At 55.4% G+C, this 13,835-nt stretch carries 13 protein-coding genes; 4 read left to right on the top strand and 9 right to left on the bottom strand.

Features of this window, described 5'->3' with window-relative positions:
• Positions 1 to 2 precede the first annotated feature (2 nt).
• Together ABEA92_RS14795 and ABEA92_RS14790 are read left to right on the top strand one after the other, a co-directional pair.
• Positions 3 to 1,916, top strand: a complete 1,914-nt coding sequence (locus ABEA92_RS14795) for a DNA gyrase/topoisomerase IV subunit B (protein WP_345684615.1) — start codon at positions 3 to 5, stop codon at positions 1,914 to 1,916.
• 96 nt (positions 1,917 to 2,012) lie between these two features.
• Complete coding sequence (locus ABEA92_RS14790; protein ID WP_345684614.1) at positions 2,013 to 2,507, top strand: hypothetical protein; 495 nt, start codon at positions 2,013 to 2,015, stop codon at positions 2,505 to 2,507.
• A 176-nt stretch (positions 2,508 to 2,683) separates the two neighbouring features.
• On the opposite strand, the gene ABEA92_RS14785 is transcribed toward ABEA92_RS14790, so the two are convergent.
• The 8 genes from ABEA92_RS14785 to pepF form a co-directional block, all read right to left on the bottom strand.
• On the bottom strand, positions 2,684 to 3,859 hold the full coding sequence (locus ABEA92_RS14785) for an aminotransferase class V-fold PLP-dependent enzyme (protein ID WP_345684613.1): 1,176 nt from the start codon (positions 3,857 to 3,859) through the stop codon (positions 2,684 to 2,686).
• Positions 3,856 to 4,317: a molybdenum cofactor biosynthesis protein MoaE gene (locus ABEA92_RS14780; protein WP_345684612.1), complete on the bottom strand. Its 462-nt coding sequence runs from the start codon at positions 4,315 to 4,317 to the stop codon at positions 3,856 to 3,858. The genes ABEA92_RS14785 and ABEA92_RS14780 overlap by 4 nt, the downstream gene beginning before the upstream one ends.
• Before the next feature lie 5 nt (positions 4,318 to 4,322).
• Positions 4,323 to 4,604, bottom strand: coding sequence for a MoaD/ThiS family protein (locus tag ABEA92_RS14775; protein ID WP_345684611.1), 282 nt, complete (start codon positions 4,602 to 4,604; stop codon positions 4,323 to 4,325).
• Positions 4,604 to 5,440 (bottom strand): alpha/beta hydrolase family protein, encoded by an 837-nt coding sequence (locus ABEA92_RS14770; RefSeq protein WP_345684610.1) that lies wholly within the window; start codon positions 5,438 to 5,440, stop codon positions 4,604 to 4,606. Before ABEA92_RS14770 ends, ABEA92_RS14775 begins: the two co-directional genes overlap by 1 nt.
• 3 nt (positions 5,441 to 5,443) lie before the next feature.
• A complete protein-coding gene (floA, locus tag ABEA92_RS14765; RefSeq protein WP_345684674.1) occupies positions 5,444 to 6,391 on the bottom strand; it encodes a flotillin-like protein FloA in 948 nt (315 codons plus the stop codon).
• Between the two features lie 336 nt (positions 6,392 to 6,727).
• Positions 6,728 to 8,302 carry a YihY/virulence factor BrkB family protein gene (locus tag ABEA92_RS14760; protein WP_345684609.1) on the bottom strand — a complete coding sequence of 525 codons (1,575 nt, stop codon included), beginning with the start codon at positions 8,300 to 8,302 and terminating at the stop codon, positions 6,728 to 6,730.
• A gap of 33 nt (positions 8,303 to 8,335) precedes the next feature.
• Positions 8,336 to 9,916, bottom strand: a complete 1,581-nt coding sequence (locus ABEA92_RS14755) for an MBL fold metallo-hydrolase (protein ID WP_345684608.1) — start codon at positions 9,914 to 9,916, stop codon at positions 8,336 to 8,338.
• 66 nt (positions 9,917 to 9,982) lie between these two features.
• Entirely contained in the window at positions 9,983 to 11,782 is a 1,800-nt protein-coding gene (pepF, locus tag ABEA92_RS14750) for an oligoendopeptidase F (RefSeq protein ID WP_345684607.1), read from the bottom strand.
• Positions 11,783 to 12,044: 262 nt separating this feature from the next.
• Between pepF and ABEA92_RS14745 the strand changes: the two genes are divergently transcribed.
• Complete coding sequence (locus ABEA92_RS14745) at positions 12,045 to 13,034, top strand: zinc ribbon domain-containing protein (RefSeq protein ID WP_345684606.1); 990 nt, start codon at positions 12,045 to 12,047, stop codon at positions 13,032 to 13,034.
• A 16-nt stretch (positions 13,035 to 13,050) separates the two neighbouring features.
• Here the strand turns inward: ABEA92_RS14745 and ABEA92_RS14740 are convergent, their stop codons facing one another.
• On the bottom strand, positions 13,051 to 13,416 hold the full coding sequence (locus tag ABEA92_RS14740; protein ID WP_345684605.1) for a hypothetical protein: 366 nt from the start codon (positions 13,414 to 13,416) through the stop codon (positions 13,051 to 13,053).
• A 229-nt stretch (positions 13,417 to 13,645) separates the two neighbouring features.
• Between ABEA92_RS14740 and ABEA92_RS14735 the strand changes: the two genes are divergently transcribed.
• On the top strand, positions 13,646 to 13,807 hold the full coding sequence (locus ABEA92_RS14735; protein ID WP_345684604.1) for a hypothetical protein: 162 nt from the start codon (positions 13,646 to 13,648) through the stop codon (positions 13,805 to 13,807).
• The last annotated feature ends 28 nt before the right edge of the window (positions 13,808 to 13,835 follow it).

The following is a 13,835-nucleotide window of genomic DNA, read 5'->3' as shown; positions in this document are numbered from 1 at the left end:
ATATGAGTACTGCAACAAAAACTTACAGTGCGAAAGATATCGTTGCCCTCGAAGGTCTCGATCCTGTTCGCAAACGCCCCGGTATGTACATCGGTGGTGTGGGGATGGCCGGACTTCACCATCTGATTTGGGAAATCGTCGACAACTCGGTCGACGAGGCGATGAATGGTCACGCCACCGAGATCACCGTGACGCTGCACAAAGACGGCTCGAGTGTGACCGTTAGCGATAACGGTCGCGGTATCCCCATCGACAAGCATCCGAAAACCAAAAAACCAGCGCTCGAAATGGTGCTGACGGTACTGCATGCAGGCGGAAAATTTGACGGTGGCAACTACAAAACCGCCGGCGGTTTGCACGGGGTGGGTGCCTCGGTCGTCAACGCATTGTCCAAAGAATTGACCGCGGTGGTTCGCCGTGATGGTGCCCAATACCGGATGATCTTTGAACGAGGCATTGCAAAGACAAAACTGCAGAAGTTGAAAGGAGCCGTTCGCGGCACCGGAACGACGATCACGTTCAGTCCCGACCCGACGATTTTCCCCAAAGTCGATTTCGATAGCGAAACGATCCGTACGCGACTGGAAACGGCAAGCTTTCTGCATCGCGGCGTCAAAGTCAACTACATTGACGAAGTCGCTGGCACCAAGGTCACGTACCTGCACGAGCAAGGGATCGTCGATTACTTGGCCAAAGTGCTGAAGGATCGTTCGGCGCGTCCGATTCACGATTCGCCGTTCACGCTGCGTAAAGACGACGACATTCGCATGGAGCTAACGCTGCAGTGGACCGAGTCGACCGACGAACATGTCCGCAGCTATGTCAACGGGATTCCCACCGGTAACGGCGGCACGCACGAGAACGGGTTCCGCAGCGGGTTGAACAAAGCGGTACGCAATTACATCGACACGCACAACTTGACGCCGCGCGGCGTCAAGATTTCGCACGAAGACATCCGCGAAGGGATGGTGGCCATCGTGTCGATCTTTATCGCGGAACCTCAATTCCAAGGGCAAACCAAAGACCGGCTGAACAATCCCGAAGTTCAACCGTCGACCGAAGCGTCGATCCGTCCGGCGCTTGAACAATGGATGAACAACAACCGTTCGATCGCCGATTCGATCATTGCACGGATCATCGCCGCGGCGCGAGCGCGGGCGGCGTCCCGGGCCGCGTCGGAAGCCGTCTCACGCAAAGGCGGCGCCAAACGGACGATGTTGCCAGGCAAACTCAGCGATTGTTTGGCCAGCGGAAAAGGCAACTCGGAACTGTTTATCGTCGAAGGTGACTCGGCAGGCGGCAGTGCCAAACAAGGCCGAGACCGAAACAACCAAGCGATCCTGCCGCTGCGAGGAAAGGTGCTCAACACCGAGAGTGCGACACTGAAAAAGATTGTCGAAAACAAAGAAATTCAAGACATGATCGCCTCGCTTGGATGCGGCATCGGTCCGAACCTAAATCTAGCGTCACTACGTTATCAAAAGATCATCCTGCTCGCGGATGCGGACTCCGATGGTCATCACATCACGACGCTATTGTTGACGTTCTTTTATCGGCACATGCCCGCGTTGATTGCCGACGGCCATTTGTTTATCGCCGTCCCGCCGCTGTATCGAATTGACATCGGCAAAGAAACGTATTGGGCGAACGACGAAGAGCATCGCGAGCAAATTTTGGCCGAGCATGCCAAGCGAGCTAAACCCGAGATCACTCGGTTTAAAGGTCTCGGTGAAATGATGCCCAAGGTGCTTTGGGAAACCACGCTGAATCCTCGAACGCGGCGATTGTTGAAAGTCGAAGTCGACGACCACCTCGAAACCGATCGCGTGATCAGCGATTTGATGGGACGCGATGCATCGGCGCGTTTCCGGTTCATCATGGAACGCGCCGAAGACGCCGAAGAAATCGACGTGTAACAACTCGATTCCACCGCAATTTTGGCGGTACGGCGGCGGCGATGCCCATTGATAGGGTGAGAGGTTCGTGAAACACGCCCCCCAGGTGTAGCGATCGTGAAGTTTCGATCATCGCAGCATCGCGTGTTTCAACATGTCGCGATTGAAAGATCCGCGGCCGTCAAGAAATCACTTGACGACGAATCGATCATGAACCAGGCCGCAGCATCAATTTTGCTGCGGTTGCCTCGTTTGACACCCTACCATCCTGGAGCAATCCCGATGTTTAAGAAAATTTTATTTGCTGGCGTGTTCGTTCTCGCTGGCGTTGTGATGACAAGTAGCGCGGATGCAGCCCACGGTCGTTATTCACGGCACAGCGGGCACCATCACGGCAGCCACCACCGTGGTCACCATGGCGTCCATCACAGCTACCGCGCTCCGGTGCATCATGGACATCATTACGGGTCTCGTTATCGGGCTCCGTACCGGTCGTATTACGGCGGCGGTTATGGCTACCCATCGTACGGACGTTACGGGGGCTACGGTTATCGCGGCGGAACCGGCATCTCGATCGGACGCGGTGGCTTTTCGCTGTACCTAGGCCGCTAAATCCCGCGTTCCCGATATAGAATCGTTGTCCTCAACGGTTCGCGTTTCGGATCCAATTCCGCTCGCGGAACCGTTGAGACAATTGTTCGGCAATGGGCGACGAAAGTCGCCTGAAGCGTACGTTTCCTTCGTGGAGCGGCGCGGGGCTGGCCTCGTTACACGCATCCGCGGCAGATTCAACCGAGTGCATCGGCAATCTGCCGGATGGCTGCGATCACCGCATCGATCTCTTCAACCGACGTGGTTGCCGAACCACTGATTCGTAACGTCCCGGCGGGTGCACTACCGATCGCCTCGTGAATCAGTGCGGCACAGTGCAAACCGGCTCGCGTTTCGATTGAAAATTGAGCATCTAAAATCGCCGACAAATCCGTCGGCTCGAATCCGTCGATCGCGAGACTGACGATCGGCAATCGACTTGGTTTTCCAAACACGCGGATCGATTCGATAGAGCGAAGCCCCTCGTTCAACTGACGGGCGACCGATTGCAGCGTCTCGCTGTAGACCGCTTCTTCGCGGGCAGCGATCTGTTTGACCGCGACATCCAAGCCGGCGATTGCTGCGACGTTCAAATTCCCCGGCTCAAGCTTTGCCGGCATCGTTGTCGGCATCGCCAACGACTCGGATTGGCTGCCGGTGCCGCCAAACACGCTTGCCGCAATTTCTTCGTGCCATGTTGGCGAGACATACAAAAATCCAGTGCCTTGCGGGCCACCGATTCCCTTGTGTCCCGGTGCTGCCAACAGATCAATGCTGCAGGCTTGCACATCGATCGGCAGGTAGCCCAACGTTTGTGCCGCGTCACACAGGAAGGCCGTGCAGTCGGTTGCCGAACGAAGGCTTCGCAACCCGCTGCCGATCGCTTGAATCGGTTGCTCGCCGCCAGTGACGTTGCTAGCCGACGTGACCGCGACCAAGCGAGTTGATTCGGTCACCGCATTGAGCACATCCTCGGCCCGTACCACGCCGTCGGAATCACATTCGACAACGGTCAGGGTGACACGGCGAGTGTTAGCAAGATGCGATAATGGCCGCAGCACACTGTTGTGTTCGGCAGCGGTACACACGACATGGTCTCCATCGCGAACGATCCCGGCAATCGCCGCGTTGATCGCCTGAGTACCATTGCTAAAAAATGCGATACTTTCAGCGGAAGGACTTCCGATCAAACGCGTCAGCCCGAGCCGCGCCGAACGAAGGATCGCATCGGCTCGATTTGCCGATTGATATTGGCCACGTCCCGACGCGGCACCACAATCGCGAGCGTAACGGTCCACCGCATCGAGAACATCGTCTTGCTTTGGCCACGACGTCGCGGCGTGATCGAGATAGATTCGGCGAGGCAGCGTCATGCATCGTCCTCCGCTTCGCGTTCATCCACCACCGATTCCGTTGGATGCACCCACTGCGTCGTGCCATCGGCATACGTTTCGCGTTTCCAAATCGGGACGTCGGTTTTGATTTGGTCCATCAACCACGGAAGTGCTGCAAACGATGATTTTCGATGCGCACTACTGCAACCTAGCACCACACTTGCTTCGCCCACGGGGACTTCGCCTACGCGATGGACGACGACGATGCTGTTCAGACCGAACCGCTCGATCGCTTCGGCGGCCAGCCGTTTTAGCTCCGCCACCGCCATTGATGGATGAGCTTCGTAGGACAGCAGACTAGTCACTCGGTCGCCGGTGGTCCGCCGCGTCACGCCATAGAACCATGCATGGGCTCCGACATCGGGATCGCCCACCTTAGTCAACAACGCCCCCGCATCGATGGGATTCTCGGTCAATTCAACGTAGCATTCCGACATCACGTTCATCCGCCGCTAACCGGGGGAATAATCGCAATCTCGGTTGCCGTCCCAAGCGGCTGAGTGTTCGCAACATAGCGGCTGTCCAGTGCAACGCGGCACGACGCCAGCAGCGTTTGCATCGACGGGACACGCTGCGCGACTTCGCAAATCACATCGGCGGCCGTCGCATCGCTGCCGACATCAATGACGAGCGAATCGGTACCCGCGGCATCACGAAGCGCGGCAAATAATAGAATCTCTCGCTGCATCGCGGTTTTGTAGGCCTCGGGTAACAGGTTTTCCATTAGGGGCGACAGTAGCGACGCACCATCGCGGCAGCCAAATCGCTGACATATTCAATATCGTGAGCATGTTGGGCCAACAAATGATCCGCACCGTCGAGCGATACCAACGAACAGAGCGGTTTGCCGTGCGTGGAACTCGACGCGTCCATCTCGGACACATCCGACTGATTGATCAGCGACATGATCCGCAGTGCATGATCAAACCCCACCGTTTCATCCACGGGGGAATGCATGACCATCGTGGGAATGCGAATTTTGCTGATTCGGTCGGGCAGATCGTGTCGACGAAAATCAGCGACCATTTGCGAGTCGATTTGCCACCGGAAACCTCCGATCGACACTTCGCCTTGGCCGTCGTTTTCAATCGCGGGGTTCATTCGCAACAACAGGTTCGCCAAATGAGAGGTGTCGCTTGGCGCGGCCAACGCGATCACGCAGCCAAGTTTGTCGGAGGCATCGGTTGAGTATTCGCTTGCCACCGCCAACGACGCGGCTCCGCCAAAGCTGTGTCCCATCAACGCGTGCACATCGCCGATTTCAGAATTCGCAAATGCGATCGCAGCTTTTAAATCAGCCACGTTCGTCGAAAAATTCGTTTGCGAGAAATCTCCGCTGCTGCCCCCAAGCCCGGTCATGTCGTAGCGAAGCACTGCAATCCCACGTTCGGCAAGCCCGCGAGAGATTCGCACGATCGCTTTCAAGTCTTTGTTACAAGTAAAACAATGACTCAGCACCAACACGGGAACCGCGGCGGTGGTATCCGGACGGTCGATAATGCCGGCTAATTCAAAACCCGCACCGCCCGCGAATTTCACTCGATAAGATTTGCGACTCATTGCTTAGTTGGCGTTTGGCGCGGTAATGCGACCGCCACGGAACGCTTCGGCCATTGCCATCGGCACCTTGGCTTCGGCCAAAACCAACTGCGAACGATTCTCGGCCACCTTGGCTTTCATTTGTTGTTCTTCGGCGATCGCTTCGGCGCGTCGACGCTCGGCTTGGGCGCGAGCCACGCGAGTGTCCGCCTCGGCTTGATCGCTTTGCAAACGTGCGCCGATGTTTTCGCCAACATCGATGTCCGCAATATCGATCGATACGATTTCGAACGCGGTTTGGGCATCCAGACCACGCGACAGCACCACGCGAGTGATCATGTCGGGATTCTCGAGCACTTTGAAGTGATCCGTCGTCGAACCGATCGAACTAATGATTGCCTCGCCCACACGTGCGATCACGGTGTCCTCGGTCGCACCGCCGATCAATTGTTCGATATTGGTCCGCACCGTAACGCGGGCTCGCACCCGAAGTTCAATTCCATTTTTGGTGATCGCACTGAGCGTGGTTTTGCCGGTTCGGCTCGGATCGGGACAATCGATGACTTTCGGATAGACACTCGTTTGCACTGCGTCAAGCACATCACGTCCAGCCAAGTCGATTGCAGCCGCCTGGTCAAAATCCAATGGGATTTCGGCGCGATGGGCCGCGATGATCGCATGAATCACATTCATCACGTTGCCGCCTGCCAAATAGTGCGCTTCCAACCGCCGGGTGCTGATCCCGTCGCGACGCGAAATGCTCAGCCCGGCTTGGGCCGACATCACCTTGGCCTGGACAATCACGTTCGGATTGACCTTGGTAAAGTGCATCCGAATCAGACTCATCAAGCTGACGTCGGCGACCGACATGTAAGCTTGAAACCACAGTTTTCCGTAGCGGATGAAGAAGAACCCTAAGATTGCGATCAGGAAAAGCACAAACAACACGATCGCCAACCAGACCACGTTCATCGGCTTTTGGCCAAGCAATTGCCAATTTGCCAGCGGCAATGCAAAACCAACAGAGGCAGCTTCGGCGGCAGCGGAAACGACGGGCGACAGCATCATGACGCTCATAACATTCGAAGGGACAGACGGAGGACTCGGTGGTACGAGTCGTTTAGCCCCTTGATCATAAGGCACCCCACGTCCAGTGCAAGTAATGGGGGCGTTGGCGAGGGCTGTTTCGGGAAAAAGCTTTCGCAGCAGCGGCCCGGTCGCGGCAAGTAAAAATGCAACGATTTCGACCGCGACGCCACTCGCCGCATCAGCACGCGAATCCCCCCGATCCATTTTAAAAAAATCGTTCTAGCTGTCACTCATCAGCGAGGCGAGCGTTCGCCCCGCCATGGCATCATGTTGGGCCTGCTGGATTTCTCGCAGCGCCACCCAGGCTCGATGGCGGCTGATGGACCGTGAATGATGAGCCAGCGTTAAAATCTCTTGAATTTCGATCTGATGTGCCGGCCGCCCTAACGTCAATGAATCATCCTCGTCATCGTCATTGCCTTGAGTCACACGCCGCAGCAGCTTTGCATCGACAAGCCGTTCTGCCATCTCGCGGGCATGATTGCCATTTAGACCAAGTTGCGTGGAAAGCTGTTGAAAATCCAGCGTCTTGCCCGCTTCAAACGCTTCGGCCACTTCGACCATCATCGGCAACATCCAATCGGGATCGCCGTGCAGCGCCGTTTCATCATCGGCATCAATCCACTTCGCCGATCGTCGACCACGCATCATCTGGAGCGTTCGGGTCAGGATCAAACCGAATAAAAAGATCAACCACGTCAAATAGATCCAAAATAGAAATAGCGGGATCAAGCCAAGCGCCCCATACAGCGCCGAATAGGGCAATGCCGTGGCGACATAAAACTGAAATCCCGTTTTTGCCGCCTGCCACAACAATGCCCCCACAAACGATCCGATCGCCGCCGCTCGAACCGACACGTGTGTGTTGGGCATCAACGCATACAGCAAAAACAACAGCGCCCAGCTGGCGATCAATGACAATGCATGCGATGCGATCACCACCATTTTCTGATTCGCCCCGAGCGTTCCGAACCAATCGACGGCTTGCCCGGACAAATACAAACTGATCGCCAACAACCCGCTGCCCAAGGTGATGATTGACCAATGAATGGCAACTCGGATGTGAACCGGGCGGTGGGTCGATGCTTCGAAGATCAAATTAAAAATCGATTCGGTGGCATTGGCCAACGCGATTGCGGCATAGATAAACAGCACCAAGCCGATGACGCCAATCGAGGCAAAATCGAGTTCGGCAATCTTGGTGGTCGCTTCGTGCAGCGCCTTGCGAATTCCTGCGCGTGCTTGACGTCGCGATTCGGCGTCACTTTCCGGGTCGCTGCTAAGGTCCTCGGTTTCGCTGCCGGCGACGGTTTCGGAAAGCAATTCACTTGGCTCGGCGACCTGTTGTGCCGGCGAATCAGAGGTCGTCTCTTGAACCACCGCCGGAGTGGACGGTGACATCGCCGGAGACGATAAACTGAAATCGGATTGCCCCTCGCTCGCATCCGAATCCATCAGCGGTTCTTCGTCTTGCTCTGGCTCGCGGTCAATGTAGTCTTCGGGAATGTAGGGCACACCAAAAAACGAATAGACTTGGTCTTCGACTTTCTGCTGCACCTCTTCGAGCCCGCCAACGATGCGAAACATCACCAACCCCAGCACGACGACGGGGATCAGTGAAAAGATCGTTCGGTAGGTCAATTCGGCCGCCATGCCCTCGGCACGATAATGCACCAATTGACGCCAACAATGAGCGGTCAAATCAAACGCATACCGCACCGACTCTTGATGACGAGTCAGCTCTTCGCGAGGCTGCCGCACCGCGTCGACGATATACTTAAACAGACTTCGCATCGGACTGTGACCATACCACCAGACGAACCACTTCTAACGCCCCAACAATGCCGACAATTGATGGATCAATTCGGCCTTTTGATGTGCATCATCGAGCGAGCCAAGTTTGTCGTTCAAATTGATCATGAACGAAGCGTAGTCATTGTGCCAATCGCGGACCGTTTGTGATTCATCCAATCGCGGTTTGGGGTGCGACACCAACACGGGACATTGATGCGGTTTCAACTCGAACGTTTCATCGAACTGCGGCATCAAAATCATGTCACGATCGATCCCATGTTCGTGCAACATTTCCCGCATCACTTGCCGCGCATCGTCTTCGCCATGATTTAGAAACAAGGCCCCCAACACGGGGCCGCGTTCTTTCACCCAATCGATCAGTTCGCCTTGGTCGGCATGCGCCGAATAATTACCGATGCTGCGAATGGCCGCTTCGACTTTGTATTCTTTGCCATAGATGCGAACTCGTTTTGCACCGCTGGTGATAATATGCCCAAGAGTGCCCGGCGATTGGTAACCGACAAACAAGACCGTTGATTCGCGTCGCCAAATGTTGTTTTTCAGGTGATGTTTGATTCGGCCCGCGTTACACATCCCGCTTGCCGAAATGATGATCGCGCCCCGTTTGATCCGATTGATCGCCTTGCTCTCTTCGACGCTTTGGACGAGATGAAAACGCCGATGCCGAAAGATATTTGTTGCGTCGACTTCGATGTCATCCAAATCGTGGGCGTGATCAATGAAAACCTCGGTGACTTTTCTTGCCAATGGGGAATCAATATAGACATCCGCTTCAGGAATCTGGCCCGTCGAAATCAGCACGCCGATATCATGCAGCAGTTCTTGGCTGCGTTCGACTGCAAACGAGGGAATCACGATATTGCCGCCACGTTTGAGCCCGAGAGTCAATTCTTCGCGCATCATTTCGCGGCGTTTTTCCAGCGTATAGTCCTCGCGATCACGATTGCCATAGGTGCTTTCGCAAATCACATAGTCGTAGCCGGCCGGCGCGTCCGGCGCCAGATGAAACGCTTTTTCATCGGGACCGAGATCGCCCGAAAACAACACGCGAATCGTGTCGCCCGATTCATCGATCTGCAGTTCGACCGAGGCTGATCCCAACAAGTGCCCCGCATTCCACAAACGCCCACGCACCCCATCGCCGGGACTGAACCACTGTTCGTATTCAACACGTTCGAGTTGCCGCAGCGTTTGCTCGGCATCCTCCATCGTGTAGATCGCCTCGATCAGATCCTGGCCTTTTTGTTCGCGTTTGACATTCAAACGCTCGGCGTTGGTCTCTTGAATGTACGCCGAGTCACGCAACATGAACTCTAACAAGTCACAGGTGGCATTGGTGGCGAAGATTTTGCCACGGAACCCAGCTCGCACCAACTTCGGCAGCAATCCCGAATGGTCGATATGAGCATGGGTAAGAAACAAGAACTCGATTTTCGCTGCATCAAACGGAAACGGCTTGTAGTTCAAGCTTTGTGTTGTTTTCGTTCCCTGAAACAACCCGCAATCGACCAAGAACTGCTTGCCGTCGCTTTCGACCAGCGAACAAGATCCCGTCACCGTGCCTGCAGCGCCACAAAATGTCAAATTGGCCATCACACGAGTCCACTGGTTGAAAAAGCGAATGAGTTGAAAAGCAAGCGGCCGTTGGATCCGCCGAACTTAAATCAGTTGATCCAGTTCTTCGGTCAAGGTGCGAAAACGTTCAAGCGTGGTTGCAACCGGCTCGGGCTGCGTCATATCGACGCCGGCATCACGCAGCAAATCGAGCGGATCCTTGCTGCACCCGCCCGATAGGAAGCGTAGGTAATCGTCAAGTTCCTGTTTGCCGCCTTCGAGCACTCGCCGTGAAAGTGCCACCGCCGCGCTCAGCCCCGTGGCATACTTGTAAACGTAAAACGCACGGTAAAAGTGAGGGATCCGGAAACATTCGCGTTCGAGTTCTTCGTCGATGACAAAATCGGGCCCGAAGTAGGCGGTCAACAGATCACGATAGATTTCGCGGAATGTCGCCACGGTCAACGGTTTGCCCGCTTCGGCCATTTCATGCGTGATCTTTTCGAACTCGGCAAACATCGTTTGACGCACCACGGTGGCTCGGATGCCATCGAGTTCGTTGTTGATCAAGTAGGCGCGTTCGTTGTCATCGGCCGCATTTTTCAACAAGTAATCGGTCAGCAATTGCTCGTTAAACGTGCTGGCGACTTCGGCGACAAAGATCGTGTAGTTGTAATACTCAAACGGTTGGCTGCGTGCCGAATACCAGCTGTGCATCGAGTGCCCGGCTTCGTGGGTCAACGTAAACACGTCGTTAAGCACCTCTTCTTTGAAATTCATCAAGATATAGGGGTCGCCGTCAAACGTGCCGCATGAAAACGCACCGCTTTGCTTTCCACGGTTGGGATAGCGATCGGCCCAACGCCCGCGCAGCCCCGCTTCAAGCACTCCGACGTATTCGCTACCCAGCGGGGCCAGCGATTCGAGTATCACGTTGACCGCTTGGTCCCAGGTGTGATGTTTTTTGACACCGCTTAGGATCGGCACATAGGTGTCGTAATGGTGGATCTTGTCGATCCCCATTTTGCGGCGACGCACCTCGAGATAGTGGTGCACGCTGGGTAACGATTCACGGACCGCACTGATCAAATTGTCGTAGACATCCACCGGCACGTTGTCGGGGAACAATGCCGCCTGCAGGCTGCTGTCGTAGTTCTTGGCACGCGCGTAATAGACATCGCGTTGGATGCTGCCGCCGAGCGTGGCGGCAAGCGTGTTTTCGTGGTTTTTAAATTGCTCGTAATATTGGTGAAACGCTTTGCGTCGCACTTTTCGATCAGGGCTGATCAACATTTGCCCGAACGTTGCATGCGATAGCTCGACTTTGCGTCCTTCGTGGTCTTCGATTTCACCAAACCGCAAATCGGCATCATTCAATTGTCGAAACGCGTTACCGGCGGCCGATGCCATTTCGCCCTGCATCGCCAGCAAGCGTTCTTCGTTGTCGGTCAATGTGTGCGGCCGATAACGCAGCAGGCGTTCGAGTTGCAGGCGAAACGGAGCCAATTTTTCATCTGCCGCCAATTCGCTCATTCGCGATTCTTCGATCGCCAACAACTCGGGCCGCATGAAACTGGCGGCTTGGCCGGCGCGGACCGCCAAGTTTTGGAAACGCAGCTTCATCGCTTGCGAATCACTGTTGCCTTGATCTTCGGTGGTTCGCAAAAACGCATACGTGCCCACTCGTTCGGCGAGTCGATCGAATTGACTGTCAAACGTCAACGCCTCGGCAAGCACATTGGCTGACTCTCCCAGCCGCCCACGATAGGTTTCGTAGGTGGCAATTTGCTCGTCAAGTTTCTTGTATTCCGCTTCCCACGAAGCGTCATCCTGACAAAGACTCGAAAGATCCCAGCAGTCACCGGGTTTGACTTGATCACGAGCGGGAAGAGTAGCGGTGGTCATCGAAAATTTCGTCCTTGGCGGCAAAAGAAACGCGTAGCGTTGAGAAATCAAACGGGGTGCGGAGTCTCCTGACAACCCGCGGCGATATTGTAACGCATCCCTCTCGGCGCGAATGCCCCGCACCTACGGGAGAAAATTCCCTCCCGCGCGGTCCATCAAAAGCAAACACACCGTGATTCGAAGATGTTAAGCTGGGATGAGTGCCCCCCACTGCGGCTACCCTCCTCACAGTTAAGCCTAGAAAACACCGAATCGAATCGCCATGTTGACCGTCAAATGCACTCAGTGCCAAGCCGGAATGAAGCTTCAGAAAGCTCCTGCTGGAGGAAAAGTAAAATGCCCACGCTGCGGTGCGGTTGTCCCGGTGCGGCAACCGGCGGCCACCAAGTCCGCGGCTGCTGGATCGCTTACCCCCGATGACGATGACTTTGATTTCGGCCAAATCAATTTTCCCAGCGCCGCACCCGCCGCCGCCGTCTCAAGTTTTCCGGTCAACCCCACCGCCACGGCTTACCAGGGTCCCATCCCCGGCGATCCACTTGCGGACCAAACGCAAGCGGACGGCAATCCACCGTCAGACGTCCCCGCTGCTGCGGCCGCTAACAACGCCGCAGGCAAAGGCAAACCATTGCCGGTAAAAATCATTGCCGGAGTGGTTTCAGGATTGGTCGCATTTGTTGTGATGTTTTTTGTCGTTTCGATGATGTTCGGCGGAGGTGATGGCGACGCAAATGCCACCGCCGCAAACGCATCAGCACAGTTAAGCAAAAACGTCCCCGCGGGTTATCAAGTCGTCGAGTTCGAAGGATGCGCCGTCTACATGCCCGAAGGTGAGGTCTATCGCGAAATGCCGCCTGGAGCGATGGAGTCCAAAGTCATCGAAAGCGCAAAGACCGGATCGATCTTTTTCTTTGGTGCGATGTACAACGGCAAAATGGAACTCGACAAAGAACAGATGCGTAAAAAGGCGATGCGGTTTGTTGCCGGCGACGTGTTGGGCGGGTCGCCGACCGAACGCAATGGTTACCAAGGAATCAAAGGCCGCGTGTCCGTCTCGGCGATGCTGCCGGACATGACCATCGAAGCCTACTTGGTTGACGAACGCTACATCTTGATCGGTAGCCTACCCGCCAGCATGGGCGCCGATGTGGAAACCCAAATGTCAATCGACCGCGCGGCCGAAAACGAAGAGCAGACGATCTTCTTTGATTCACTCACCGTAGGAGCAAAGTCGGGCGGGCTGTTTTTCTAACGCGTTAACAAGCGATCTACGACTTTTCGTCTTGCCCAAACACCTGCCTGCGAATCTCGGGCTTCTTCTTCGCTTGATACCTCAGTGTGCGAAACGCATCGACGCCAGCCAAAACCATGATGACCAATAACGCCACCATCACGCTCATCCAGCATCCGATCCAAACTCGCCCAGGCCCCGCGAACGCCGCGACAATGACCAGGATCCCGCAGAACGCAAACAGCAGGTGAACCCAACGCCGTGACCGCATTCGCGATGCAAAGTAATGTTGATCCAACGCTCCTTGAGGCGACTCGTTTGCCCACCCGCGATGCTCGTTCCAGTGCAACCAGATGGCAAACGAGAGGAGTGTGATTCCGATGACAAAACTGCCGGCAAACATAAGACTAGATTTTCCTCGGATTTGGCCATCGATCGTTAAAGCGGAACGCCAAGCGAATTAGCCCAGATGAGCTGCGGTTTGAACAGACGGGATCTTTCCGACAGCATACCTCAGTTTACCACCAAGAACGATGACTATTTTCGCCCCACCAACGACTCCTTTGTTGGGCAGTGACAATCGCTAGAATAAATCGCGGATTTTTTCCGATCGATCGAAGAAAAAAACGGCGATGGGCAGTCCCAACGCCAGCGAACAAAAAGTGTCGTTCCGGCCCACTGCTTGCGACGCCCCCAAACCGATTGTCCCGAACCGATTGCCCACAACCAATGGTCGCTGCGTCGACGGTGGCAATGTCGCCGACGGTGACGAGGTCCAGCGCTGGCCGGGATGACGCAGTGTAACGACGCTGAGCAATAACG

The organism is Novipirellula caenicola (assembly GCF_039545035.1).
Lineage (GTDB): Bacteria > Planctomycetota > Planctomycetia > Pirellulales > Pirellulaceae > Novipirellula > Novipirellula caenicola.
Note: the sequence above shows the minus strand (reverse complement) of the source record. Positions and strands in the feature narration are given on the sequence as shown.

What these genes read in the sequence shown, in the direction of transcription:
- ABEA92_RS14795 (WP_345684615.1), top strand. Translation starts at nt 3, where the DNA reads ATGAGTACTGCAACAAAAACTTACAGTGCGAAAGATATCGTTGCCCTC.
- ABEA92_RS14785 (WP_345684613.1), bottom strand. Translation starts at nt 3,859, where the DNA reads ATGACGCTGCCTCGCCGAATCTATCTCGATCACGCCGCGACGTCGTGG.
- ABEA92_RS14780 (WP_345684612.1), bottom strand. Translation starts at nt 4,317, where the DNA reads ATGTCGGAATGCTACGTTGAATTGACCGAGAATCCCATCGATGCGGGG.
- ABEA92_RS14775 (WP_345684611.1), bottom strand. Translation starts at nt 4,604, where the DNA reads ATGGAAAACCTGTTACCCGAGGCCTACAAAACCGCGATGCAGCGAGAG.
- ABEA92_RS14770 (WP_345684610.1), bottom strand. Translation starts at nt 5,440, where the DNA reads ATGAGTCGCAAATCTTATCGAGTGAAATTCGCGGGCGGTGCGGGTTTT.
- floA (WP_345684674.1), bottom strand. Translation starts at nt 6,391, where the DNA reads ATGAACGTGGTCTGGTTGGCGATCGTGTTGTTTGTGCTTTTCCTGATC.
- ABEA92_RS14760 (WP_345684609.1), bottom strand. Translation starts at nt 8,302, where the DNA reads ATGCGAAGTCTGTTTAAGTATATCGTCGACGCGGTGCGGCAGCCTCGC.
- ABEA92_RS14755 (WP_345684608.1), bottom strand. Translation starts at nt 9,916, where the DNA reads ATGGCCAATTTGACATTTTGTGGCGCTGCAGGCACGGTGACGGGATCT.
- pepF (WP_345684607.1), bottom strand. Translation starts at nt 11,782, where the DNA reads ATGACCACCGCTACTCTTCCCGCTCGTGATCAAGTCAAACCCGGTGAC.
- ABEA92_RS14745 (WP_345684606.1), top strand. Translation starts at nt 12,045, where the DNA reads ATGTTGACCGTCAAATGCACTCAGTGCCAAGCCGGAATGAAGCTTCAG.
- ABEA92_RS14740 (WP_345684605.1), bottom strand. Translation starts at nt 13,416, where the DNA reads ATGTTTGCCGGCAGTTTTGTCATCGGAATCACACTCCTCTCGTTTGCC.
- ABEA92_RS14735 (WP_345684604.1), top strand. Translation starts at nt 13,646, where the DNA reads ATGGGCAGTCCCAACGCCAGCGAACAAAAAGTGTCGTTCCGGCCCACT.